The organism is Janthinobacterium sp. SUN206, assembly GCF_030587305.1.
GTDB classification, from domain to species: Bacteria; Pseudomonadota; Gammaproteobacteria; order Burkholderiales; family Burkholderiaceae_D; genus Janthinobacterium; species Janthinobacterium kumbetense.
Genome location: NZ_JAPWIB010000003.1, coordinates 122,179 through 146,574 on the forward strand (window position 1 = coordinate 122,179; position 24,396 = coordinate 146,574).

15 protein-coding genes are annotated in these 24,396 nt (G+C 61.4%); 10 read left to right on the plus strand and 5 right to left on the minus strand.

Translation table 11 applies throughout. The features are described 5' to 3' along the window. Positions 1-324: 324 nt before the first annotated feature. Together O3300_RS17490 and O3300_RS17495 are read left to right on the plus strand one after the other, a co-directional pair. Positions 325-5,568 (plus strand): YDG domain-containing protein, encoded by a 5,244-nt coding sequence (locus tag O3300_RS17490; protein ID WP_305053662.1) that lies wholly within the window; start codon positions 325-327, stop codon positions 5,566-5,568. Positions 5,569-5,602: 34 nt separating this feature from the next. Continuing rightward, on the plus strand, positions 5,603-7,273 hold the full coding sequence (locus O3300_RS17495) for a ShlB/FhaC/HecB family hemolysin secretion/activation protein (protein ID WP_305053663.1): 1,671 nt from the start codon (positions 5,603-5,605) through the stop codon (positions 7,271-7,273). 433 nt (positions 7,274-7,706) lie between these two features. Here the strand turns inward: O3300_RS17495 and glmU are convergent, their stop codons facing one another. Next, complete coding sequence (gene glmU, locus O3300_RS17500; protein WP_305053664.1) at positions 7,707-9,083, minus strand: bifunctional UDP-N-acetylglucosamine diphosphorylase/glucosamine-1-phosphate N-acetyltransferase GlmU; 1,377 nt, start codon at positions 9,081-9,083, stop codon at positions 7,707-7,709. Between the two features lie 25 nt (positions 9,084-9,108). Here glmU and O3300_RS17505 point away from each other — a divergent pair, with 25 nt between their 5' ends. From O3300_RS17505 to O3300_RS17525, 5 genes are all read left to right on the plus strand, one after another. Then, complete coding sequence (locus O3300_RS17505; protein WP_305053665.1) at positions 9,109-10,014, plus strand: DUF6279 family lipoprotein; 906 nt, start codon at positions 9,109-9,111, stop codon at positions 10,012-10,014. 197 nt (positions 10,015-10,211) lie between these two features. Beyond that, complete coding sequence (gene rsmD, locus O3300_RS17510; protein ID WP_289899693.1) at positions 10,212-10,871, plus strand: 16S rRNA (guanine(966)-N(2))-methyltransferase RsmD; 660 nt, start codon at positions 10,212-10,214, stop codon at positions 10,869-10,871. Positions 10,872-10,983: 112 nt separating this feature from the next. Continuing rightward, entirely contained in the window at positions 10,984-11,481 is a 498-nt protein-coding gene (gene coaD / locus O3300_RS17515) for a pantetheine-phosphate adenylyltransferase (RefSeq protein WP_034752633.1), read from the plus strand. 14 nt (positions 11,482-11,495) lie between these two features. Next, positions 11,496-11,762, plus strand: a complete 267-nt coding sequence (locus O3300_RS17520) for a YfhL family 4Fe-4S dicluster ferredoxin (RefSeq protein WP_305053666.1) — start codon at positions 11,496-11,498, stop codon at positions 11,760-11,762. 112 nt (positions 11,763-11,874) lie between these two features. Then, positions 11,875-12,483, plus strand: coding sequence for a chalcone isomerase family protein (locus O3300_RS17525; RefSeq protein ID WP_305053667.1), 609 nt, complete (start codon positions 11,875-11,877; stop codon positions 12,481-12,483). Between the two features lie 66 nt (positions 12,484-12,549). Here O3300_RS17525 and O3300_RS17530 read toward each other — a convergent pair whose 3' ends face one another. Then, a complete protein-coding gene (locus tag O3300_RS17530; RefSeq protein ID WP_034752641.1) occupies positions 12,550-12,855 on the minus strand; it encodes a hypothetical protein in 306 nt (101 codons plus the stop codon). 192 nt (positions 12,856-13,047) lie between these two features. Here O3300_RS17530 and O3300_RS17535 point away from each other — a divergent pair, with 192 nt between their 5' ends. Further along, a complete protein-coding gene (locus O3300_RS17535) occupies positions 13,048-14,028 on the plus strand; it encodes a LysR family transcriptional regulator (protein WP_034783859.1) in 981 nt (326 codons plus the stop codon). A 139-nt stretch (positions 14,029-14,167) separates the two neighbouring features. On the opposite strand, the gene O3300_RS17540 is transcribed toward O3300_RS17535, so the two are convergent. Together O3300_RS17540 and O3300_RS17545 are read right to left on the minus strand one after the other, a co-directional pair. Continuing rightward, positions 14,168-15,727 carry a methyl-accepting chemotaxis protein gene (locus O3300_RS17540; RefSeq protein WP_305053668.1) on the minus strand — a complete coding sequence of 520 codons (1,560 nt, stop codon included), beginning with the start codon at positions 15,725-15,727 and terminating at the stop codon, positions 14,168-14,170. Between the two features lie 204 nt (positions 15,728-15,931). Continuing rightward, on the minus strand, positions 15,932-16,387 hold the full coding sequence (locus O3300_RS17545) for an Lrp/AsnC ligand binding domain-containing protein (RefSeq protein WP_010393827.1): 456 nt from the start codon (positions 16,385-16,387) through the stop codon (positions 15,932-15,934). Positions 16,388-16,593: 206 nt separating this feature from the next. Between O3300_RS17545 and putA the strand changes: the two genes are divergently transcribed. Next, the gene (gene putA / locus O3300_RS17550; RefSeq protein WP_305053669.1) at positions 16,594-20,247 is read left to right on the plus strand and encodes a trifunctional transcriptional regulator/proline dehydrogenase/L-glutamate gamma-semialdehyde dehydrogenase; all 3,654 of its coding nucleotides are present in this window, start codon (positions 16,594-16,596) and stop codon (positions 20,245-20,247) included. A gap of 164 nt (positions 20,248-20,411) precedes the next feature. On the opposite strand, the gene O3300_RS17555 is transcribed toward putA, so the two are convergent. Continuing rightward, positions 20,412-21,170 carry a 5'-methylthioadenosine/adenosylhomocysteine nucleosidase gene (locus O3300_RS17555; protein WP_305053670.1) on the minus strand — a complete coding sequence of 253 codons (759 nt, stop codon included), beginning with the start codon at positions 21,168-21,170 and terminating at the stop codon, positions 20,412-20,414. 1,473 nt (positions 21,171-22,643) lie between these two features. Between O3300_RS17555 and O3300_RS17560 the strand changes: the two genes are divergently transcribed. Beyond that, the gene (locus tag O3300_RS17560; protein ID WP_305053671.1) at positions 22,644-24,269 is read left to right on the plus strand and encodes a GMC family oxidoreductase; all 1,626 of its coding nucleotides are present in this window, start codon (positions 22,644-22,646) and stop codon (positions 24,267-24,269) included. Positions 24,270-24,396: the final 127 nt, after the last annotated feature.

Below are 24,396 nucleotides of genomic sequence, written 5' to 3' on the forward strand. Positions count from 1 at the left end.
GCGCGCATTCCCGACTAAATCAGTCGGGAATCGCTCAGGTTTGCTCAATTTTAAATTTCCCCGTTCTGATATCTTTCCGTTCAGAAATCTTTGTAGCTTTTTATAACGTTTATATTTAAAAAAGCAACAAAAGCCGCAACGGACGCCGTCCACGCACAGCACAGGGAAAACATGCACCGCAACCAACTCGCCAGCCACCTCACCGGCCCCTCCTTGTTCGCGCCGCTTTCCTGACCCGTTCTTTCCCCATTTCCCGCTCGCGCCAGCCCGGCCAGGTCCGCAGGCGCGCGGGCGTCTCCCTATTCATCTCAACAAGGACATCGCATGCATCGTCACGGATCGTTGAACCACATCTACCGCCTCGTCTGGAGCCACGTCTTGAACGCCTGGGTCGCCGTCGCGGAAACGTCGCGCGGGCGCGGCAAGGGCAGCCGCCGCAAACTGGCCGCGGCAGCGGCCGCCATGACGGCGCTGGCGCTGGGAGGACTGGCGCAGGCCGCGCCCACGGGCGGGCAGGTGGTGAGCGGCACGGCCAGCATCAGCCAGCAGGGCGGCACCACCACCATCCATCAGGGCAGCGCGCAGGCCGCGCTGAACTGGAACAGTTTTAACGTGGGCGCCAAGGAAACCGTCAACTTCGTCCAGCCCTCGGCCAGCGCACTGGCCGTCAACCGCATCTTCGACAGCAACGGCACGCAGATCCTCGGCAGAGTCAACGCGAATGGCCAGGTGTACCTGATCAATCCGAACGGCGTGCTCTTCGGCCGCGGCGCGCAAGTCAACGTGGGCGGCCTGGTGGCCTCGACGCTCGACGTCGACAGCGCCAGCCTGGGCGGTTCGAAACACGCGTTCGGCGGCCAAGGTACTGGCAAGGTCGTCAATGAAGGCACGCTGCGCGCGGCCGATGGCGGCTATGTCGCCCTGCTGGGCCGGCAAGTGAGCAACCAGGGCGCCATCTCGGCCCGCCTGGGCACGGTCGCCCTGGGCGCCGGCAGCGCCGCCACCCTGAGCTTTGACGGCGCGCGCCTGCTGCAACTGCGCATCGAACAAAGCACCCTGAACAACCTGGCCGAGAACGGCGGCCTGATCCGCGCCGATGGCGGCCAGGTGCTGATGAGCGCAGGCGCCCGCGATTCGCTGCTGGCCAGCGTCGTCAACCACACGGGCGTCATCGAGGCGCGCAGCGTGGAGCAGCGCGATGGCAGCATCGTCTTGCTCGGCGGCATGGCCGCCGGCACCACCCATGTGAGCGGCACCCTGGACGCCAGCGCCCCCACGGGCGGCAATGGCGGCTTCATCGAAACGAGCGCCGCCCACGTGAAGATCGGCAACGACGTGCGCATCAGCACGGCCGCTGCCCAGGGCCGCGCCGGCACCTGGCTGATCGACCCCGTCGACTTCACCATCGCCGCCAGCGGCGGCGACATCAGCGGCGCCGCCCTGACGGCCAATTTGCGCAACGGCAATGTCGTGATCCAGAGCACGCAAGGCAGCCACGGCACGGCCGGCGACGTGCACGTCAACGACCAGGTCAGCTGGTCGGCCAATGAACTGACCTTGCATGCGCAGCGCAACATCAATATCAACGCCAACCTGAACGGTTCCGGCACGGCCAGCCTGGCGCTGGAATACGGCCAGGGCGCCGCCGCTGCCGGCAACACGGCCGTATATCAGCTGGGTAACGGCGCGCAGGTGAGTTTGCCCGCCGGGCAAAACTTCAGCACCAAACTGGGCGCCGATGGCGCACGTACCGGCTACACGGTGATTACCCAGCTGGGCGCTTACCGCAGTGTCACGGGCACCGACTTGCAAGGGATCAATGGCAAACTGAACGGCAATTTTGTGCTCGGCGCCGACATCGACGCCTCGGCCACCGCCTCGGCCGCCTGGAACCCCAATTGGTGGGACGCGGGCTTCGTGCCGCTGGGCAGGGATGCGGCCTTTGGCGGCATCTTCGACGGCCTCGGCCATTCCATCAATCAGCTCAGCATGATGTCCGGGTCCGGCGGCGGCAGCGGCTTGTTTTCCATTACCACCAAGGATGCTCTGATCCAGAATGTGGGTTTGAATGGCGGCCGCATCAAGACCCACTATTACGCCGGTGGGCTGGTGGGCGACAACAAGGGCACGATCAAGAATAGCTATGCGGCGCTCGACGTCATCGCCGACGGCTTCATCAGCGGCGGCCTGGTGGCGCGCAACAGCGGCACCATCGTCAACAGCTACGCCTCGGGCGCCGTCAGCAGCAATACCCAGAGCGGCGGCCTGGTCGGCATCAACCAGGGAACGATCAGCAACAGCTATGCCACGGGCAGCGTGGCGGGCAAGACCGAGATCGGCGGCCTGGTGGGCACCAACTGGGGAGCGGGATCCGTCAATACCAGCTACGCGGCGGGGCGCCTGCTCATCGCCGACGGCGGCACCAACTTCGGCGGTTTGATCGGCAGCAACAGCGCACCCCAGCAAATCAGCAACAGCTTCTGGTCCATCGACGGTACGGGCCAGGCGACCTCCAAGGGCGGCACCGGCCTGACGGACACGCAGATGCGCACGGCCAGCAGTTTTACGGGATTCAATTTCACCACCACGCCTGGCGCGCAGGGCAATAACTGGGTGCTGGTCAACGTGGACGGCAACTTGAATAATGCCGGCCATGGCGAAGGCGGGACCTATCCCATGCTGGCATCCGAGTATTCCACAACGATCTACAATGCGCACCAGCTGCAATTGATGTCCATGGCACTCAATGGCAGCTACGTGCTGGGCGCCAACATCGATGCCAGCGCCACGGCGGGCGGCAAGGGCGTCTGGGGCAAGAATGGATTCATTCCTGTCGGCATGGCAAACGGCCTGGGCGGCGGCATAGAAAATATCTTCACCGGCAGCTTGAACGGCCAGAGCCATACCATCAGCGGACTGACCATCGCGTCCGACTTCGATATCGTCGGCTTGTTCGGCTATGCGGACAGCACTTCGGTCATCAGCAATATCGGCTTACTGGGCGGCAGCATCAGCGGCGTCATCCACGTCGGCGCCCTGGCAGGCTACGGCAGGGGCCTCATTTCCAACAGCTACAGTAACGCAACGGTCAATGGCCGCGAGTCCGTTGGCGGCTTGCTCGGCACGAACGACGGCAATATCAACAACAGCTACACCAGCGGCGCCGTCAGCGGCAGCACCTCCGTGGGCGGCTTGATCGGCCTCAACATGAGCGGTACCGTCGAAAACACGTACGCGACGGGCATGGTCAAGGGCGAAACCAGCAAGGGCGCGTTGATCGGCACCAACTTCAGCCAGGTAAACAACAGCTTCTGGACCAGTACTGGCGGCGTCTCTGGCATCGGCAGCGGTGGCGGCGCGCAGACGAACGTGCATGCCTTGAGCGATGCGCAACTGCACTCGAAATCGAGTTTCGATGGCTGGGACATGGCCACGAACGCCGGCAGCGGCGCCATCTGGCGCATCTATGAAGGCCAGACGGCGCCGTTGCTGCGCAGCTTCCTGACCGCCCTGACCGTCACCTCGGATGCGGTCAGCAAGACTTACGATGGCCAAAGCTATGCGGGGGGCCTGTCCAATGCCCGTTACTCGGTCGCTGGCGCTGCCGACTCCGGGCAAGTCTTTTCCTCAAGCAACAGCCTGTACGGCGCCATCCGCGATGCCGGTCTCTACAACGCCGCCGGCACCTACCTGTATTCCGGCCAACAAGGGTATGACATCGACCTGCAGGCGGGCGCCCTGACGATCAACCGGGCCGTCATCAGTCTGAACGGCACGCGCACCTATGACGGCAGCGCCAGCATGGCGGCCGGTCTGCTGACACTGAACGGCCTGGTGCAAGGCGAGAGCCTGTTGCTGTCGGGTAACGGTATCCTCGACAACAAAAACGCGGGTGGAAAAAAGACCCTGGCCAACGGCACGCTGACGCTGGCTGACGGCAGCACGGGCCAGGCCAGCAACTACACCTTGGAAGGCGGCAGGCACAGCGCCACCGTCAACCGCGCCACGCTGAATGTGCAGGGCGTGGGGGCGGCCAATAAAGTCTATGACGCCAGCACGGACGCCACCTTGACGGGCAAGGCCAGCGTCCAGGCGCTGGGCGACGACCAGCTGAACGTAAGCGGAGGCACCGCCCGTTTTGCCGACAAGAACGCCGGCATGGGCAAAGCCGTCACCCTGAGCGGTTTTACCTTGCAGGGCGTGGATGCGGCCAACTATGTGCTGGTGCAGCCGAACAACGTCACGGCCGACATCGGCAAGGCCAGCGTGGTCGTCGCCGGCGTGGGCGCGGCGAACAAGGTGTATGACGCCACCACCGGCGTCATCCTGACGGGCAAGGCCAAGGTGCAGGCGCTGGGCGGCGACCAGCTGAGCGTAGCCGGCGGCGTGGCCCGCTTTGCCGACAAGAACGCAGGCAAAGGCAAGGCCGTCATCGTTGATGGCTACAGCCTGCAAGGCGCGGATGCGGGCAACTATGTGCTGGTGCAGCCGAACAACGTCACGGCCGACATCAGTAAAGCTACTGTCAGCGTGAGCGGCGTGGGTGCGGCCAATAAAGTCTATGACGCCACCACGGGCGCCACTTTGACGGGCAAGGCCAAGGTGCTGGCGCTGGGCGACGACGAACTGCGCGTCGCCGGCGGCAGCGCATCTTTTGCCGACAAGAATGCTGGTATGGGCAAGACCGTCACCCTGAGCGACTTTGCCTTGCAAGGCGCGGATGCGGCCAACTATGACCTCGTGCAACCGGGCAAGGTCACGGCCGACATCAGTAAAGCTACTGTCAGCGTGAGCGGCGTGGGTGCGGCAAATAAAGTGTATGACGCCACCACGGGCGCCACCCTGGCGGGCAAGGCCAAGGTGCTGGCGCTGGGCGACGACCAATTGAGCGTGGCGGGCGGCACTGCCCGCTTTGCCGACAAGCACGCAGGAACAGGCAAAACCGTCATCGTCGACGGCTACACCTTGCAGGGTGCGGATGCGGCCAACTATGCACTCGTGCAACCGGGCAACATCACCGCCGATATCGCCAAGGCCAGCTTGCTGTACACGGCCACGACCACCAGCCTGACGGGCGGCCGCGCGCCGGAAGGCTTGAGCGGCAAGGTCAGCGGCCTGCTGGGCGGCGACACCCTGGCGGACGCCACCAGCGGCACCGTGGCCTGGACCAGCCCGGCCTCGGCCGGCAGTCCGGCTGGCAACTACGCCATCACGGGCAGCGGCCTGGCTTCAAACGACTATGCCTTCGTGCAAGCCGAGAGCAATGCCGGCGCGCTGACCTTGACGTCGGCAACCCTGCCGCCGCCGGCCAGCCTGCCACCACCAGCCCAGGCAGCCGTGGTGCAACTGCAGGCACAAGTGCTGGGCAGCTTTGCCGACACGCGTCCCGGCACGCTGGCCGCCGCACCCACCATCACCGTCACGCAGACGGATGCCCCGGCCGGCACTGCCGCCGCCAGCAATGCCTTGCCAAACACCAGCATGCAGATCGGCAGCCGCGGCCCGGCCCTGCAAGTCGTCCTGGGCGGCGTCAAGCTGCCCGCCAACATGCTTAACGTAAATCAATAACACCATGACTCATTCCTTGACTCCGCGACACCTGATGCAACAACCGTTGCTGTCCCTGCTGCTGCTGGCCTTTGCGCCATGCGCCGTAGCACAAACCACGCCGGTCGTGCCCGATGCGGGCGCCATCCTGCGCCAGTTGCAGCCGGCCACGCCCGCCAATGTTGCTCCCGGCGCGCCGGCGCTGCGCATCGAACAGAAGGAGGGCACGCCGCTGCCCGCCAGCGCGCCATTTCTCGTCACGCAAATCGACATCGCCGGCAACAGCGCGTTCGATACGGCCACCTTGCAGGCGCTCGTCGCCAGCGCCCATGGCACGACCTTGTCCCTGGAGCAACTGGGAGAACTGGCGGCCCGCATCACCAGTTACTACCGCACCCATGGCTATCCGCTGGCGCGCGCCATCGTGCCTGCCCAAACCATCCGCCAGGGCATCGTGCGCATCGACGTGCTCGAGGCGCGCTACGGCAAGGTGGGCATCGACAACCGCAGCGACGTCAGCGACGCCTTGCTGAACGCCACGCTGGCGCCGCTGCAAACGGGCCAGACCATCGGCCAGGCGGAACTCGACCGCAGCTTGCTGTTGCTGTCCGACATACCGAATGTCGCCATCACGGCCACGCTCACGCCCGGCGCCGAAGTGGGCGGCTCCGATCTGCTGGTCGATGCCTGGTCCGGTCCGCGCATGGCTGGCGCTGCCTTCCTCGACAACAATGGCAACCGCTACACGGGCCGCGCCCGCCTTGGCGCCACCGTGTACCTGTACAACCCGCTGCATCAGGGCGACGTGGCCAGCGCCAGCGTGCTCAGCTCGGGCACGGGCATGTCGTATGCGCGGCTCGGCTATGACCTGCTGCTGAACGGCGCCGGCACGCGCGCCGGGGTGGCCATGTCCGCCCTGCGTTACCGCCTGGAAGGCGCCATGCGCCCGCTGCACGCACATGGCACGGCCCAGGTCGCCAGTGCCTGGCTGCGCCATCCGCTGCTACGCAGCCGCGATGCGAACATGTCGATCCAGCTGCAGTATGACCAGGTGCACTTGCGCGACCGCATCGACGCCAGCGCCATGCGCAGCGACCGCCGCCTGGATAACCTGAGCGCCACCCTGGGCGGCGACGTGCGCGATGCGGCCCTGGCTGGCGCCATCACCAGCTGGAGCGTGGCCGCGACGGCTGGCAAGCTCGACATCAGCGACCCGCTGACGCGCCTGAACGATGCCTTCAGCGCCCGCAGCCATGGCAATTTTGCGAAATGGAACGTCAACCTGTCGCGCCTGCAAAACCTGGACCAGCGCAACGCCGTGTACCTGGCCTTCGCGGGACAGTGGGCGGACAGCAACCTCGATTCCTCCGAAAAGATGAGCGTGGGAGGCCCGTACACGGTGCGCGCGTATGACGTGGGCGCGGCAGCTGGCGACCTCGGCTATTTCGGCAGCGCCGAATGGCGGCATGAACTGAGCGCCAGCGACGCGGGACAATGGCAAGCCGTGGCCTTCGTCGACAGCGCGCGCGTGACGGTGAACCAGCAGCGCTGGACGCCGGGACCGAACAGCGCACGCCTGCACGGCGCCGGACTGGGCGTGAACTGGGCGGACGGGCAGCAGTGGAATGCCCGCGCGTACGTCGCCAAGCCCATCGGCGGCACGCCAGTCCTGCTGGCGGCGCGCAGTTCGGCCCGCCTGTGGGTCGAACTCAATCGCCGCTTCTGATGCGGCGGCAACAGCCGGAAGCCCGACTTTCGGCTGTTGCTTGATCCAACGCAAGACTTACCCACCAGCTATCCACCGTCTGCGCACGGTTTTTCCACAGGCTTACCCACAGCAACATGTGGGAAGCAGGCGGCAAAACTGCAGTTATCCCCACTTGTACCCACGCTATCCAACGCTTATCCGCAGGCTTACGCACAGAGTTATCCACAATCCGCAGGAAAAGGCGATTACATCGCTGGCAAGCTGCTGGAATCAGCGGAAAAGGCAGCGACAAGCGCATGGCGGGCCAGATTACAAAACTTGCCAACAGCTTATGCGCAGGCTTGCACACAGGCTTATGCCCCACTTGTGCAGTGGCTTGCCCACAGAGTTATCCACATACAAAAAAGGCAGGCCATGCGGCCTGCCTGTGTGCAAGGGCTGACTGCGCCGCTTACTTCTTGATTTTCACGGGGCGCGTCCAGCCATCGATGGTCACCTGGCGCGCGCGCGACACGGTCAGCTTGCCGGCCGGTGCATCTTTCGACAAGGTCGTGCCCGCGCCCAGGGTGGCGCCCTTGCCGACGGTGACGGGCGCGATCAGCTGGCTGTCGCTGCCGATGAAGGCGTCGTCTTCGATGACCGTGCGGAACTTGTTCACGCCATCGTAGTTGCAGGTAATCGTGCCGGCGCCGATGTTGACCTTCGAACCGATGGTGGCGTCGCCGATGTAGGCCAGGTGATTGGCCTTGCTGTGCGCGGCGATCTGGCTGTTTTTCACTTCGACAAAGTTGCCGATGTGCACGTCTTCCGCCAGGACCGTTCCCGGGCGCAGGCGCGCATAGGGGCCGATGATGGAAGCTGCGCCGACGACGGCGTCCTCGATATGGCAGAAGGGCTTGATGTGTGCGCCAGCGGCCACCGTGGCGTTGATGAAGACGTTGTTGGCGCCCACGCGCACGCCGTCGCCCAGTTCGACTCTGCCTTCGAACACGCAGCCGACGTCGATGGTGACATCGCGGCCGCAAATGAGTTCGCCGCGCACGTCGATGCGGGCCGGATCGAGCAGAGTCACGCCCCGTTCCAGCAGCGCTTGCGCGATATTGTTCTGGTGGATGCGTTCCAATTGCGCCAGCTGCACCTTGCTGTTGACGCCCGCCACTTCCCACACGGCGGCCGGGTGCGCCGAGGTGACGGCCACGCCATCGGCGACGGCCTGGGCGACGATATCGGTCAGATAGTATTCCCCTTGGGCATTGTCATTCGACAAGGCCGACAGCCATTGCTTGAGCTGCACGGTGGGCGCGACCATGATGCCGCTGTTGATCTCGCGGATGGCGCGCTCGGCGGGCGTCGCATCCTTTTCCTCGACGATGCGCACGATGGCGCCGTTGTCGCGCACGATGCGGCCCAGACCAAACGGATCGTCCTGTTCCACGGTCAGGATGGCCAGCTTGTCCTTGCCGGCCGCCTGCACCAGTTGCTGCAGGGAAGCGGCGCTGGTCAGCGGCACGTCGCCGTACAGGATCAGGGTCGGCACGCTGTCATCCAGCAAAGGCAGCGCTTGCTGCACGGCATGGCCCGTGCCCAGCTGCTGCGCCTGCTCGGCGGCGTCGATCTGCACGCCATGGTTCACCTTGTAGCCGTCGAGCAACTTCAGCACCGCTGCGCCCCCATGCCCGTAAATCACGCATAATCGGGACGGCGCCAGGCCGCGCGCCGTGTCGATGACGTGCGACAACAGCGGCTTGCCCGCCAACGGGTGCAATACCTTGGGCAGTGCCGACTGCATGCGTTTGCCCATACCGGCAGCGAGAATGACAACGTTCATAGACCGTCTTTTATAAGTTAAGAATATGAAAAAGTTTAACACGCAGGCCCCGTCTTCCACGTCTTCCAGCCGCTTGACGTATGCCTTACTGGCCATGCTGCTCGTCGTCATGGCCGGTTGCAGCGGCTTGCGCCTGGCCTACAACAATGGCGATACCGTGCTGTACTGGTGGCTGAACGCGTATGTCGACCTGGACCGCGACCAGAAGGGCTGGGTGCGCGACGATATCGACAAGCTGTTCGACTGGCACCGCAGGACGCAATTGAAGGATTACGTGGAAATCCTGCGCACGGGCCAGAAGCAGTTGCAAGGCAATGCCACGCAGGCGGACCTGCTGGCGGATTACAGCGAGATCAAGCAGCGCACCCAGGCGCTGTTGCTGAAGGCGGCGCCCGAGCTGGCCGACCTGGCGCGCTCGCTCAAGCCCGAGCAGATCGCGCAGATGGAAAAGAAGTTCAAGTCAAACAATGAGGATTACCGCAAGAAATACCTGAGCGGCGACCAGGAGAAGCGCCAGAAACTGCGCTACAAGAAAGCCATGGAGCAATTCGAACTGTGGTTCGGCAGCTTCAGCAGCGAGCAGGAAGCCGTCATCCGCAAGGCGTCCGACGCGCGTCCGCTGAACAACGAGGTCTGGCTCGACGAACGCATGCGGCGCCAGCAGAATGTGTTGAGCCTGGTCAAGAAAGTTCACCAGGAGAAACTCGGCAAGGAAGCCACCGTGGGCTTGATCACGACCCTGATCAAGGACAGTTTCGAGCGCCTCGAGCATTCTGAGCGCAAGGCCTTCTTCGATGCCTACGAAAGCAGCACGGCGCAGATGGTCATGACGGTGATCAAGATCGCCACGCCGGCGCAAAAGGCCCATGCCGTCAAGCGCATGCAGGGCTGGATCGACGATTTCAATTCCCTGGCCACGCAACCCAAATAGAGCGGCAGCGCCAGCAGGGGCGAGGGGGCCATATGCTATAGTGGCCGCCATCAAATTGAAGAAATGAAACGCCTAACAAAACCGTAGCGAGCGGCAGTGAGTTGTGGCTAAGAAGCGCAGCTGTGCGAATGCACAGTGAGCATCGCAGGCCGCAAATCGCGACGCGCAGTAGGTTTTGTTAGGTGTTTTAAATGCCCATGCAAAAGAAAATTAAGAAACCCGCCAAAGTCCCCGTCCACCACGCGCCGCCACCGAACCAGGTGCGCATCATCGGCGGCCAGTGGAAGCGCTCCGTGCTGCCTGTTTTGCAGGCACTGGGCTTGCGCCCGACACCGGACCGCGTGCGCGAAACCGTGTTTAACTGGATCAACCACTTGCGCGACGGCGACTGGGCCAATGCCCAGGTGCTGGACCTGTTCGCCGGCAGCGGCGCACTGGGCTTCGAGGCGGCCAGCCGCGGCGCCGCCGCCGTCACCATGGTCGACACCCATACGCCCGTGATCCGCCAGCTGGAAGAAAACAAGACGAAATTGCGCGCCGACAATGTCCAGCTGCTGCGCGGCGACGCCTTGCTGACGGCGCAAGGCCTGGCATCGCGCGGCCAGCGTTTCGACCTGATCTTCCTCGATCCGCCCTACCAGCAGGATTTCCTCGCGAAAGTGTTGCCGCTGTGCGCCAACCTGCTCAAGGAAGGCGGCATGGTGTATGCGGAATCGGGCTTGCCGCTCGTCTTCGATGCAACCAGCGCCCTGGAAAAACCGGAGTGGATGGCGCCGTGGGAAGTCATCCGCGCCGACAAGGCGGGCACCGTTTATTATCATTTACTAACTTACAACAAAGTGCCGGCTACTGCCTGAATCTGCCTATAAATGAGGCAAAAAAGCTCCCTGCCCCGAGGCGCAGCACCAAGGTGGTCACCAATTTCAGGCATAATGCGCGTCTATATTGGTGCATCGTCAGGGAGCCGCAATGGTTGTAGCCGTTTATCCAGGAACATTCGATCCGCTCACGCGCGGTCATGAAGATTTGGTGCGCCGCGCATCGGGTCTGTTTGACAAGCTGATCGTCGGTGTGGCCGACAGCAAGAACAAGCAACCGTTTTTCTCGCTCGACGAACGCCTGGAAATCGCCAACGAAGTGCTCGGCCACTATCCGAATGTGCAAGTGGAAAGCTTTTCCGGCCTGCTCAAGGATTTCGTGCGCAAGCATGAAGCGCGGGTCATCGTGCGCGGCTTGCGCGCCGTCTCCGACTTCGAATACGAATTCCAGATGGCGGGCATGAACCGCTACCTGCTGCCCGATGTCGAAACCATGTTCCTGACGCCATCCGACCAGTACCAGTTTATTTCGGGCACCATCGTGCGCGAAATCGCGGCGCTGGGCGGCGACGTCTCCAAGTTTGTCTTCCCCTCGGTGAACCGCTGGCTGCAAAACAAGATTGCCGCCAACGCTGCCTCATCGCAATAAGTAAGAGTGAAATCATGGCATTACTGATCACCGACGAATGCATCAATTGCGACATTTGCGAGCCCGAGTGCCCGAATGACGCGATCTACATGGGCGCGGAAATCTACGAAATCGATCCCAACAAGTGCACCGAATGCGTGGGCCACTTTGACGAGCCGCAATGCCAGCAAGTGTGCCCCGTCAGCTGCATCCCCTTCAATCCAGCCTGGCGCGAAAGCCCGGAGCAATTGATGGCCAAGTACGAACGCCTGCAAACGGAACTGCCCGCCGCCAAAGCCTGAGCTTTTCTCCCGCGCCACTTCCGGGCCACGTCTGCGTGGCGCCAGCTTCTGCCAACTGTTCTACACTGTGTGCTGACTTATCCACAGCCCATGGTTTCCACGGAGGTAGAAGATGCAAATAAGCACATCCCGTTTGGGCCGCTCCCTGGCCACCGCCTGCCTGTGCGCCAGCCTGTGCGCCACCGTGGCACGACCAGCGCTCGCCGTCGAGGTGGGCGGCGTCAAGCTGGACGAGACGGTGCAGCTGGCCAGCCGCGAATTAAAACTCAACGGCGCCGGCGTGCGCTACAAGGTCATCTTCAAGGTGTACACGATCGCGCTGTACCTGCCGGAAAAGAAAACCCAGCTGGCCGACATCCTGGCGCTGCCCGGACCGCGCCGCCTGGAAATCGTCATGCTGCGCGACATCACTTCCGACGAGCTGGGGCAAGCCTTCATGCAAGGCTTGAAGCGCAGTTCCGACCAGGCCGACCGCACGCGCCTGCTAAGCCAGACGATGCAGTTCGGCGCCATGTTCGAAATGGTGCCCGGCCTGAAAAAGGGCGACATTCTCACCGTGGACTGGCTGCCGGAAGAGGGAACGTTGTGCAAGCTGAACGGCAAACAGGTGGGCGACACGGTGCCGGACCTGGCTTTCTATAATGCGCTGCTGAAAATCTGGATAGGTGCCCATCCGGCCGACACCATGTTGCGCGCGCATTTGCTGGGCGACATGGCGTAATCGGCTGGCGGCAGGCGTAAAAAAAGCCGGCGCAGGCCGGCTTGTCATTCTGCAACAGTTGCTCGCTCACGCACGCGTCGACAGGGCGCGCAATTCGGCGGCATTGCTTGGCGATACGCCATCCATCTTGCCAAGCGTGCGTTTCAAGGCTTGCGCTTCGCGCATCTGCTGGCGCGCCAGGCGCTCTTCGCGGCTCAGCTTGGGACGCACCACCAGCATCATGGCGCGGGCGATGCCCACCAGCAAAGGCTTGAACAGCAGGGCGAAGGCGCCCACGGCGACGATCACCAGCACGAGTTGCAGGGCGTTCAGCAGGGAAATCTCCAGCACGGGTGCGGATACTGCGTACAGGGCGGAGGCGAAGGTAGACATAGTGTTCCAGTGCATTATAGAATTTGACAGTACTATAGTGCAGTGCAACATATAAATCTAATTCCATTTCTTGATACCAATTATATGAATCGTGAATGGAAAACTGTAATATTTTTTTACGAGTGAAAATATTCGTGCCCGGCGCGGTTTACACTCTTAAGTAATCAATTCAACTTTTATCTTGGGCTTTCCATGAGTTTTCTGACGCTGGATCTGAACTTGCTGCGTGTTTTCGACGCCGTCATGACGGAACAAAACCTGACGCGCGCAGCCGGCCACCTGGCGATGACGCAGCCGGCGGTATCGAACGCCATCAAACGCCTGCGCGAGAGCCTCGGTGACGAATTGCTGATCCGCACGGCCTATGGCGTGAAACCCACGCCCCGCGCCGAAGCGCTGTGGCCGTCCGTGCGCTCGGCCCTGGCCAGCCTGGAAGCGGCTGTCACGCCGGAAACCTTCGACGTGTCGAAAACACATGCCACGTTCCGCATGGCCATGGCCGATGCGACGGCCGCGTTCTGGCTGCCTTCGCTGATGCGCTCGATCGAACGGGAAGCGCCCGGCGTCAACGTACGCATGATGCCGCTGACCACGCGCGAACCGCGTCCGATGCTGCTGCGCGGCGACATCGACCTGGCCGTGGGCTTTTTTCCCGGCGTGGCGGCACAATTGTCGAGTGAAACGGGTTCGCCCATCCGCCACGAGCGCCTGTATTCCGGCAAGTATGTGTGCGTGATGCGGCGCGGCCATCCGCTGGCCGACAAGGAATTGACCCTGGATAACTACTGTGCGGCCAACCATTTATTGGTGAGCTTTTCCGGCCGCGCGCATGGCTTGATCGACGAGGCGCTGTCGCAGATCCACCGCGAACGGCGCATCTTGTTGACGGTCAACCAGTTCTTCACGGCCGGAAGAGTCGTCGCCAATTCCGACCTGATCACGGTCTTGCCGCGCCATTTGATCGCCTCGACGGGCATGACGGAATCGCTGCTGTACAAGGATTTGCCGTTGACCCTGCCAGCCGTCCACCTGGACATGCTGTGGCACGAGCGCGACGCCCGCAGCCCCGCCCACAAATGGCTGCGCAACCACCTGGAAAGCATGAACACACCCACCCTGCGCACGGCCACGGCAGCCGGCGGCGGCGTGGCGCCGAAACCGCATGTCGAGTGAAAAACATTAGCGGCACGAACGTCTGAGAAAATCGTAGCGAGCGGAAGTAAGTTGTGGCCGAGAAGCGGAACTGTGCTCAAGCACAGTGAGCATCGCAAGCCGCAAATTACGACGCGCAGTAGATTTAATCAGATGTTCATCATGCGTGGCTGCTGGAGCGGTAACCGATCCGGAAACCGCCCCAGTGCTTGCCCTCGACGTGGATGGGCACGGACAAATCGTGCATGACCTCGCCCGTGTCGCGTTTATAGGTCTGCAACAGGAACGCCTTGGTGTTGCTGCCGCAGCGCTTGCCCGTGCGGTCGCTGAAGATGCGCTTGGTGCGGTTATTTACGATATCGGTGGCGTAATCGCCCGTCAGCGGCTGGGAAAACTTCTTGTTGTGCGTTGGAAAATATCCATTGTTGTCGACGGCACCCGCATACGCCAGGTGGGGCAATGCCGCCAGCACGCCTTCCTGCAAGTCGGGCAGCACCTTGTCCGTGAACGCGTCGAATTTCGTGTTGTGCTTGGGCGGATTGGTATTCGGGATGGGGCGGTAATGGCGGTCGAACAGGGCGTCGCGCGTGATGCGCCCCGAGGCGATCGCTTGCTCGAAGAGTTTGCCCACATCGCGCGCGGCGCGCTGGGCCGCCTCGCGGATCTCGTCGTGCGGCGTGGCCACGCTCGATTCGCCCAGGGCGCCGGCGATCACTTCGGCCCGCTCGGCCAGGGCCATGGCCGATTGCGTGGCGCGCGGCAATTCGGCATTCGTCGACAGCATGCTGTCGCGGATTTGCCCGATGGCGTCGGCGATCACTTGCGTCGTCTCGACGTGTTCGCGCGAGGCGCGGGCGATTTGCCCGATCTCGTCCTCGGACTCGCCCGATGACTGCTCTATATGGCTGAGCGAGGCGTGCACGCTTTGCACATTGCGCGCCGCTTCCGTCACGCCGGCCGCCAGCGAACTCATGCCGCGTGCGGCTTTTTCCGACTGTTCATTGATTTCGCGCACCATCACGCTGATTTCATCGGAAGCTTCCTTGGTGCGCTGCGCCAATTGCCGCACTTCCCCGGCCACCACGGCAAAACCGCGCCCGTGTTCGCCGGCGCGCGCCGCTTCGATGGCGGCGTTCAGCGCCAGCAAGTTGGTGCGCGCGGAAATATCGGAAATGGCTTCCGTAAAGCCCGTGATGCGTTTGGATTTTTCCTGCAAGCTCAGCATGTTGCTGGAAGCGCCTTGCGCTTCCTCGCGTGCGTTATTGATGCGCTGCAAGCCCTGGTCCACTTCGGCGCGCGCCGCCACGCTTTCCACGCGCACGCCGGCGGCCACCTTGGCGGCCCGTTCCGCATTGGCGGCGATCTTTTCCGTCATCGCGGCATTTTGTACGGAACTGTCGGCGATGTCGCTGGCCGTGCGGACATCGAGCTCCACCTTCTGTTTGACGGAATCGACAAAATACGAGGTTTCCGCCGCGCCGATCATGATGGCATCGATGGCGTTGCCCACCGTGTCGGCGAACTGGTGCAAGCCCGGCTCGCCGCGCGGACGGCCGGCAAACGCCAGCAGCGCGGCGCCGATGGCGGCGGCCACGCAGGCAATCAGATAGGGATGGTCGCCGCCCGAGAGCAACAACAGATAGGCCAGGCAACAGGCGACGGCCATGGCCAGGATCGTGAATACAAAGAAACGCACCAGCTGATGCTGCAACTGCTTCATTTGTCCCCCGCTGCGCGAACCCGTCACGTCCCGCGAAAGGGACGTGCCGTAACCGTATGCGGGTGGGCACGATTGCCCACTTTGCACCCTGAAGTGACCGTCTGCGCGGCGTTTCAGGCGGCTACCGGATAGCAGAATTGTAGTTCTACCCTACAACATTTGTTCCGATAGCTCAATCAGAAAAGTGGGGCGGCTACACCAGGGTCACTTAATTGGCAATTTGGTCGTGTTTTTGACCTCTTCCATGACGGCATAAGTGTGGGTTTCCCGCACACCTTTCTGCAACAGCGTCTTGCCCAGGAATTCGCGGTAGGCGGCCATGTCCTTGACGCGCGCCTTGACCAGGTAATCGAAACCGCCGGCCACCATGTGACATTCCAGTACCTCTGGAATGATTTGTACGCTATGCTTGAAGGCGTCGAACACTTCCGGTGTCGTGCGATCGAGCACCACTTCGATGAACACCAGCAGCGACACGTCGAGCAGCTGCGGGTTCAACTGGGCCGTATAGCCCATGATGTAACCGGATTCGTGCAACTTGCGCACGCGCTCCAGGCAGGCGGCCGGCGACAGGTTCACGCGCGCGGCCAACTCCACATTGCTGATGCGTCCATCGCTCTGCAATTCCATCAAGATTTTCTTACTGATCTTGTCCAGCATTACCATCACCCCCAAATTAATATTATTTGGTTAAATTGTCGCATCAAAAACTATCTATTGCTAGTCCCCTGTATTACCAGAATTAATCCATAAGAATCCCCTTTACAATCGAATCATCTTAACGTCCGACTTTCTGTATTTTTTTGCACCAAAAAAGAGCAAGAATTACGTCAGTTTTCGTCCCCTTTTCCTTGTAAAGAGCACTTATGCACCCTGCAGGCCCCTCGGCTTTTACCCCGATTCCTTTTGCTGCGTTCCAGGCAGAAATCCTGCCCGAAGCGACACCACAACGCGCCGCCGTCACCGCCGCCTATAGGCGCGATGAGGTTTCCGCCGTACAGTGGCTGTTGCAACAAGTCCGCCCCAGCAGCACCGAAACGACGGCCGAAGGGCAAGCCCTGGCGCACCGCCTGGTCTCGAACGTGCGCCAAAAACGCACACGCGCCTCCGGCGTCGATGCACTGATGCACGAGTTCTCGCTATCGTCGGAAGAGGGTGTTGCATTGATGTGTCTGGCTGAAGCGCTGTTGCGTATACCCGACAGTCAAACGGCCGACCGTCTGATCGCCGACAAAATCAGCAAGGGCGACTGGAAGAAACATCTGGGCGAATCACCGTCGCTGTTCGTCAACGCGGCCACCTGGGGCTTGCTGATCACGGGCAAACTGGTCAGTACCAGCAGCGAATCGGGCCTCGGTTCGGCCATGACCAAGCTCATCGCCAAAGGCGGCGAACCGCTGATCCGCAAGGGCGTCGACCTGGCCATGCGCATGCTGGGCAACCAGTTCGTGACGGGCCAGACCATCGAGGAAGCGTTGAAGAACAGCCGCGACAACGAAACGCGCGGCTACCGCTACTCGTACGACATGCTGGGCGAGGCGGCCCTGACGCAGCAGGACGCGGCCAACTACTACGCCTCGTACGAAACGGCGATCCATGCCATCGGCAAAGCCTCGAACGGCCGCGGCATCCGCAATGGCCCCGGCATTTCCGTGAAACTGTCGGCCCTGCACGCGCGCTACAGCCGCGCCCAGCGCGCCAGAGTCCTGGAAGAATTGTTGCCGAAAGTCAAAGCGCTGCTGTTGCTGGCCAAACAGTACAACATCGGCTTCAACATCGATGCGGAAGAGACGGACCGCCTGGAACTGTCGCTCGACCTGATGGAAGCACTGGCCTTTGATGCCGATTTGGCCGGCTTCGACGGCATCGGCTACGTGGTGCAGGCGTACCAGAAGCGTTGCCCGTTTGCCATCGATTTCCTGATCGACCTGGCGCACCGCAGCGGCCGCAAGTTCATGGTGCGCCTGGTGAAGGGCGCGTATTGGGATGCGGAAGTCAAACGCGCGCAAGTCGACGGCCAGGAAGGCTATCCCGTCTACACGCGCAAGGTCTACACGGACGTCTCTTACCTCGTGTGTGCGCAAAAACTGCTGGCAGCCAGCAGCCTGATCTACCCACAGTTTGCCACGCACAACGCGCAAACCCTGTCGACCATCTACACGTGGGCGAAACGCGACGGCATCACCGACTACGAATTCCAGTGCCTGCACGGCATGGGCGAGACCCTGTACGACCAGGTCGTCGGCCCCGACAACCTCGACAAGCCGTGCCGCATCTACGCCCCCGTCGGCTCGCATGAAACCCTGCTGGCCTACCTGGTGCGCCGCCTGCTGGAAAACGGCGCCAACTCGTCCTTCGTCAACCAGATCGTCGACGAAAGCGTCGCCATCGATAGCCTGATCCGCGATCCGCTGGAACAGGCGCGCCCGCAGGGCGGCTTGCCGCACCCGTCGATTCCATTGCCGCTGGACATGTTTGGCAGCGAACGCAGGAACTCGGCCGGCCTGGACCTGTCGAATGAAGACACTTTGCGCACCCTGGCCACGGGCCTGGCGCAGCAGCAGACGTGGCAAGCGGCGCCGCAGATCGATGGCGCCGTCAGCCTGAACGGCCCCACGCACATGTTGCACAACCCGGCCCAGCACGACGACGTCGTGGGCAAGGTCATGGAAGCCGGTCAAGCCGACGTGGAAACGGCCCTGGCCAGCGCCAGCGCCTTCGCCATGGATTGGCAAACCACGGAACCGTCGCTCCGCGCGCAAGCGTTACTGCGCGCGGCCGACCTGTTCGAGGAACACCATATCGAGCTGATGGCACTGGCCGTGCGCGAAGCGGGCAAGTCCCTGCCGAACGCGATCGCGGAAATCCGCGAAGCCGTCGACTTCCTGCGCTACTACGCGGCGCAGGTGGAACACGCGCCGAATACCCTGGCGCTGGGACCCGTCACCTGCATCAGCCCGTGGAATTTCCCATTGGCCATCTTTACGGGCCAGCTGGCCGCCGCCCTGGCGGCGGGCAACGTGGTGCTGGCCAAGCCGGCCGAGCAAACGCCACTGATCGCCCACCGCGCCGTGCAATTGCTGCATGCGGCGGGCGTGCCGCGCGGCGCGCTGCAATTCTTGCCCGGCAGCGGCGAGATCGTCGGCGCCGGCCTGTGCAATGACACGCGCGTGAAAGGCGTGATTTTCACGGGCTCGACGGAAGTGGCGCAATTGATCAACCGCAACCTGACCGCGCGTGCCGTGGCCGAAGGCATCGACATTCCCCTGATCGCCGAAACGGGTGGCCAGAATGCCCTGATCGTCGATTCGTCCGCCTTGCCGGAGCAAGTGGTGCAGGACGTGATGTCGTCCGCTTTCGACAGCGCCGGCCAGCGCTGCTCGGCCTTGCGCGTGCTGTTCCTGCAAACGGAAATCGCCGACAAGACCATCCACATGCTGAAAGGCGCCATGCAGGAATTGCGCGTTGGCAATCCTGACCGCCTGGCCACGGATATCGGTCCCGTCATCGATGCGGAAGCGCAAGGTAACTTGCTGGCGCACATCAACAAGATGAAAACCATGGCCATCGACCATTATTCGCTCGATTTGCCGACCGTCAAAGGCACGTTTGTCGCCCCGACCGTGCTGGAAATCAAATCGCTGGCGCAATTGACGCAGGAAGTCTTCGGCCCCGTGCTGCACGTGATCCGCTACAAGCGGGCCGAACTGCCGCAACTGGTGCAATCGATCAATGACAGCGGTTACGGCTTGACCCTGGGCATCCATACGCGCATCGATGAAACCATCGATTTCATCACGAAGCGCGCGCACGTGGGCAATATTTATGTGAACCGCAACATCGTCGGCGCCGTCGTCGGCGTGCAACCGTTCGGCGGCGAAGGCAAGTCCGGCACCGGCCCCAAGGCGGGCGGCCCTTTGTACCTGAAACGCTTGCAGCGCAATGCGCCGGCCGGCGCGCAACACCAGCGCCAGGCGCCGCCGGCCCTCGATGCGCTCACCGTGTGGGCGAAGATGCATGGCCACGACCAGGTGCAGCAACTGGCGCAGGACTATGCACGCACCACCTTGCTGGGCAGCACCACCGTCTTGCCAGGCCCGACGGGCGAGCGCAATACCCTGAGCTTTGCCGCGCGCGGCACGATTCTGTGCGCGGCAGCAACGTCCGGCACGCTGATGAACCAGCTGGCAGCCGTGCTGGCCACCGGTAACCAGGCCCTCGTGCTGGCGCAAGCGCCGGATCTGATCCCCAGCGACTTGCCGGCCGCACTGAAGGACCGCATCCAGGTCGTCAGCAGCCTGGAGTCCGTCAAGCATGATTTCCAGATCGCCATGATCGAGCCTTGCCTCGATGGCCAGCTCAAGCCGCTGCTGGCGGCACGGGAAGGGGCCCTGGTGGGCACCATCGCCACCTCGCAAGAGGGTGTCATCCCCCTGTGGCGCCTGGTCGCTGAGCGGGCGCTGTGCGTGAATACGACGGCGGCCGGCGGTAACGCCAGTCTGATGATGCTCAGCGTCTAAAGGAACCCGGGAAAAAGTCCATGGCGTTGTTGCCTTGCCTGGCCGTACATTCGTACTGCCTGCGGCAAGGCGCCTGGCCCTGAACATTTTTCAGGCTCCTTTATTGAAATAAGAAGGGCGGAACCAGTGGTTCTGCCCTTTTTTTATGCACGCTAGCTGAAAAATCAGCCAGCCAGGCGCTGGCACAGCTGCTGGATCACCGTCAACGCGTACGGCGAAGCGACGGTTTGCACGAAACGCATGAAGTCGACGGCCGCCTCTTCGTTGGCGTTGTCGGAAATGGTGCGCATGACCGTAAACGGCACGCCCAGTTCAAAACACACTTGCGCCACGGCGGCGCCTTCCATTTCGACGGCCAGCAGGTCGGGGATATCAACTTTGAGCTGGTTCATATGCGCGGCGCTGCTGATGAACTGGTCGCCGCTGGCGATCAGGCCGCGGTGCACTTGCGCGTGTTGCAGACGGAATTGCGCAATATCCGCCGCCTTGAGCACGCTGGACACATCGTCACGCAGGAAATCTTCCGCCGCGGCAGCCAGTTGCGTGCTCAGTTCAAGGTCTGTGGCAAAGCGCTGCAGTCCCGTCAGCGGCACTTCGAAGCGGGGAAACAGGGGACGGGCGTCCATATCGTGCTGCAACAGCGCTTCGGCCACGACGATATCGCCGACTTTCACGTGTTTATCCCCACTGCCGGCCACGCCGGTGAAGACGATGTGGGTAACTCCGTACTTTTCCACAAGGATAGAAGCTGTCATGGCGGCGGCAACCTTGCCCAGACGCGACAGGACGCACACAGCGTCGATATTCCACAGGGTTCCCAGGGTGTAGTCGCGCATGCCGTGCGAACGCCTCTGGGGGCCTTGCATGGCTTCTACCAGCCCCTGCTGTTCTTCGTGCAAGGCACTGATGATGCCTAAACGCATTTTTTTGTGTGAATTCATGCTGTTTTTACAGGTTTTTGGGATTGCCAAACGGTTTACAGGGTGAAAACAGCTATTTCGGTGACTTTTCCACCGTTCGCGTTTGTCTCTGTGTTTTAAATAAAAATGTATACATAAAAATAGTAGTGATAGTAAACGGCCATTTTTTTGTGGATAAGTCGGTATACCGTATAAAAATCATCGACTTGGCGCACAAAAAAGTAGGCGCACAAGCATTGTATCTACGGAGGACTTGTTTGGGATAAAAATCGGGCTGTGGACAAAGATCGACTTTTCCCACATCTCATCCTGTGGATATGCAGGCACTTATCCACAGCAGCAAGCAAAAGTCACGGATTTTCTTGCTGTAGTGGCATGTTTGACGTGTTTCGTTTGCCTTGATCCTTGCCTGGCAATCCTGGTTGAGCAACCACGAGCGTTGTTCTTTCATGAACCTTGGCATCCAGGTGATTCCTGGAAGACGGTTTGGCAGTGGCTCGCGATGTCGCCGTTGGCTTTTTTTTTGGCGGTTTTTGCATGTTTTTTGGAAATATCCCCGGACTTCCGCTTTTTTTGTCGGTTTACAATAGATCTATATATAAAAATAGTAGTAATAGTAAACGCGTTTTTTTCTGTGGATAAGTCGCTTTTTTTCAACAGGATCAATCGTTTACGCGCAAAATAAAGCGTGCATAATCGCTGTATCACGCGAGGAGCAAAATTGTATAAAATGCGGGCCTGCGCAAAAGTTCGTGTTTACTCACAAGTCATCCTGTGGATATCAAGTGACTTATCCACAATCGTCTCAAATTTCCCCTCTTTTTCACATCGAACCGCTTGCCGGCGCTGTGCCTGCTCAAGCCTGTTGACGTTTCCATTTTGCAAAACGGTTTGGCAGTGCTGTGCGCGTGATGCCGGCCGTGCCGGTTTTCGTTGCTCAGTTGTTGGCTGGATTTTTTTTTGTCAGTCAAAGAGGCGCGTCTGTTTTTTTGAAGAGAGGCTTGTCAACGTTCTCGAAGGCGAAGGACAGGCAAAGCGTGCGTTGTCGGGTTTACCTTAACAAGTTCGTATACAAGAATAGTAATAGTAGTTAACGGCGGCATCTTCTGTGGATAAGTCCGGATTTATCCTTGTAAACAATCGCTTGGCGTACGGATAAACGCTGAGTAAGGGTTGTATCTGCCGGGGATGGTTTTGGGATAAAAAAAAGGCGTCCAAAAAAATTTTCGTTTACGCACATATCGTACCTGTGGATATCCATACGGTTATCCACAGCTTGGCGACCCTGTTTTTGAGCTTGCCGTGACGCTCGGCCGTATCGCGGGCCACGATTAATGTCGCCCTGGCCCGGCACTGGTGGTAATCTCAAGGCGGCTCAGCAGCCATGCATGCATGAAGAAAGACAGACTCTGGTACAGGGACGCGGCGGGGAGACACGCCGCGCGACAGCTTGATGGCATACCGAAAGGAGCTTCATTGGAATCGGCAGGCGAATACGACTACATCATCGTGGGCGGCGGCACGGCAGGTTGCGTGCTGGCCAACCGGCTCACGCGCGACAAGGATGCCAACGTTTTACTCGTGGAAGCGGGCGGCAAGGATGATTACGTGTGGATCCACATCCCCGTCGGCTATCTGCATTGCATCGGCAATCCCCGCACGGACTGGCTGTATTCCACGCAGGCGGACGCGGGCCTGGGCGGGCGCAGCCTGATCTATCCACGCGGAAAAGTGCTGGGCGGCAGCTCTTCCATCAACGGCATGATCTACATGCGCGGCCAGGCCGGCGATTACGACCACTGGGCCGACCTGACGGACGACGCTTCCTGGCGCTGGGACAAAGTCTTGCCGCTTTTCAAACAGAGCGAGGATTATTACGGTGGCGCCTCGGAAAACCACGGCGTGGGCGGCGAGTGGCGCGTGGAAAAACAGCGGCTGTCCTGGAATATCCTGAATGCATTCCGCGATGCGGCGCAGCAGGTCGGCATCCCGAAAACCAGCGATTTCAATGGCGGCGACAATAGCGGCAGCGCATATTTCGACGTCAACCAGCGCCGCGGCATCCGCTGGAATACCTCGAAAGCGTTCTTGAAACCGGCATCGCGCCGCCCGAACCTGACCATCATGACGGGTTGCCACGTGGAACGTCTGCTGCTGGAAACGACGGACGCGGGACCGCGCTGCGCGGGCATCGTGTTTACGGGCGGCGGCACGCAGTGGCAGGCGACGGCCCGGCGGGAAACCCTGCTGACGGCGGGCGCCATCGGTTCGCCGCAATTGCTGCAATTGTCCGGCATCGGCCCGGCCGCCTTGCTGCAGCAGCATGGGATTGTGCCGGTGCTCGATGCGGCTGGCGTGGGCGGCAATTTGCAGGATCATTTGCAGCTGCGCATGGTTTACAAGGTGCAGGGCGTGAAAACCTTGAATGTGATGGCCAGCAATATCGTGGGAAAAATGCAGATCGGCTTGCAATATGCGCTGTTCCAGAGCGGGCCCATGTCGATGGCGCCGTCGCAGCTGGGAGCGTTTGCCAAGTCCGACCCGCAGCAAGCCACGCCGAACCTGCAATACCATGTGCAACCCTTGTCGCTGGATAAATTCGGCGAACCGTTGCACTCTTTTCCCGCGTTTACGGCCAGCGTGTGCAATCTGCGCCCCACCTCGCGCGGCCACGTGCATATCGCGTCGGGCGACAGTTATGCGGCGCCGAAGATCGTGCCCAATTACCTGAGTACCGAGCAGGACCGCAAGGTGGCGGCCGACGCCTTGCGCCTGACGCGGGCCATCGCCGCCGCGCCGGCGTTAAGTAAGTTTGCGCCACAGGAATACAAGCCCGGCGTGCAATTCCAGAGCCAGGAAGAACTGGCGCAGGCGGCCAGCCAGATCGGCACCACCATCTTTCACCCGGTGGGTACCTGCCGCATGGGCCTGGCCAGCGATCCCTTGAGCGTGGTCGACAGCCAGCTGCGCGTGCTCGGCGTAGCCGGCTTGCGCGTCGTCGATGCATCGATCATGCCGTACATTACTTCTGGTAATACGAACTCGCCCACCGTGATGATCGCGGAAAAAGCGGCGCAAATGATACACGCGGCCTGGAAATAGCTGGGCAAGCGTGCGAGTTTGCGCCATTCGGGCCGGCGAAAAATCCCCGTAGTTATACTGTATTGTGCGTTAAATTTAAGTTGTGTATTATAAAAATGACTAAGTAGTACAAAAAGTACAACTAGGA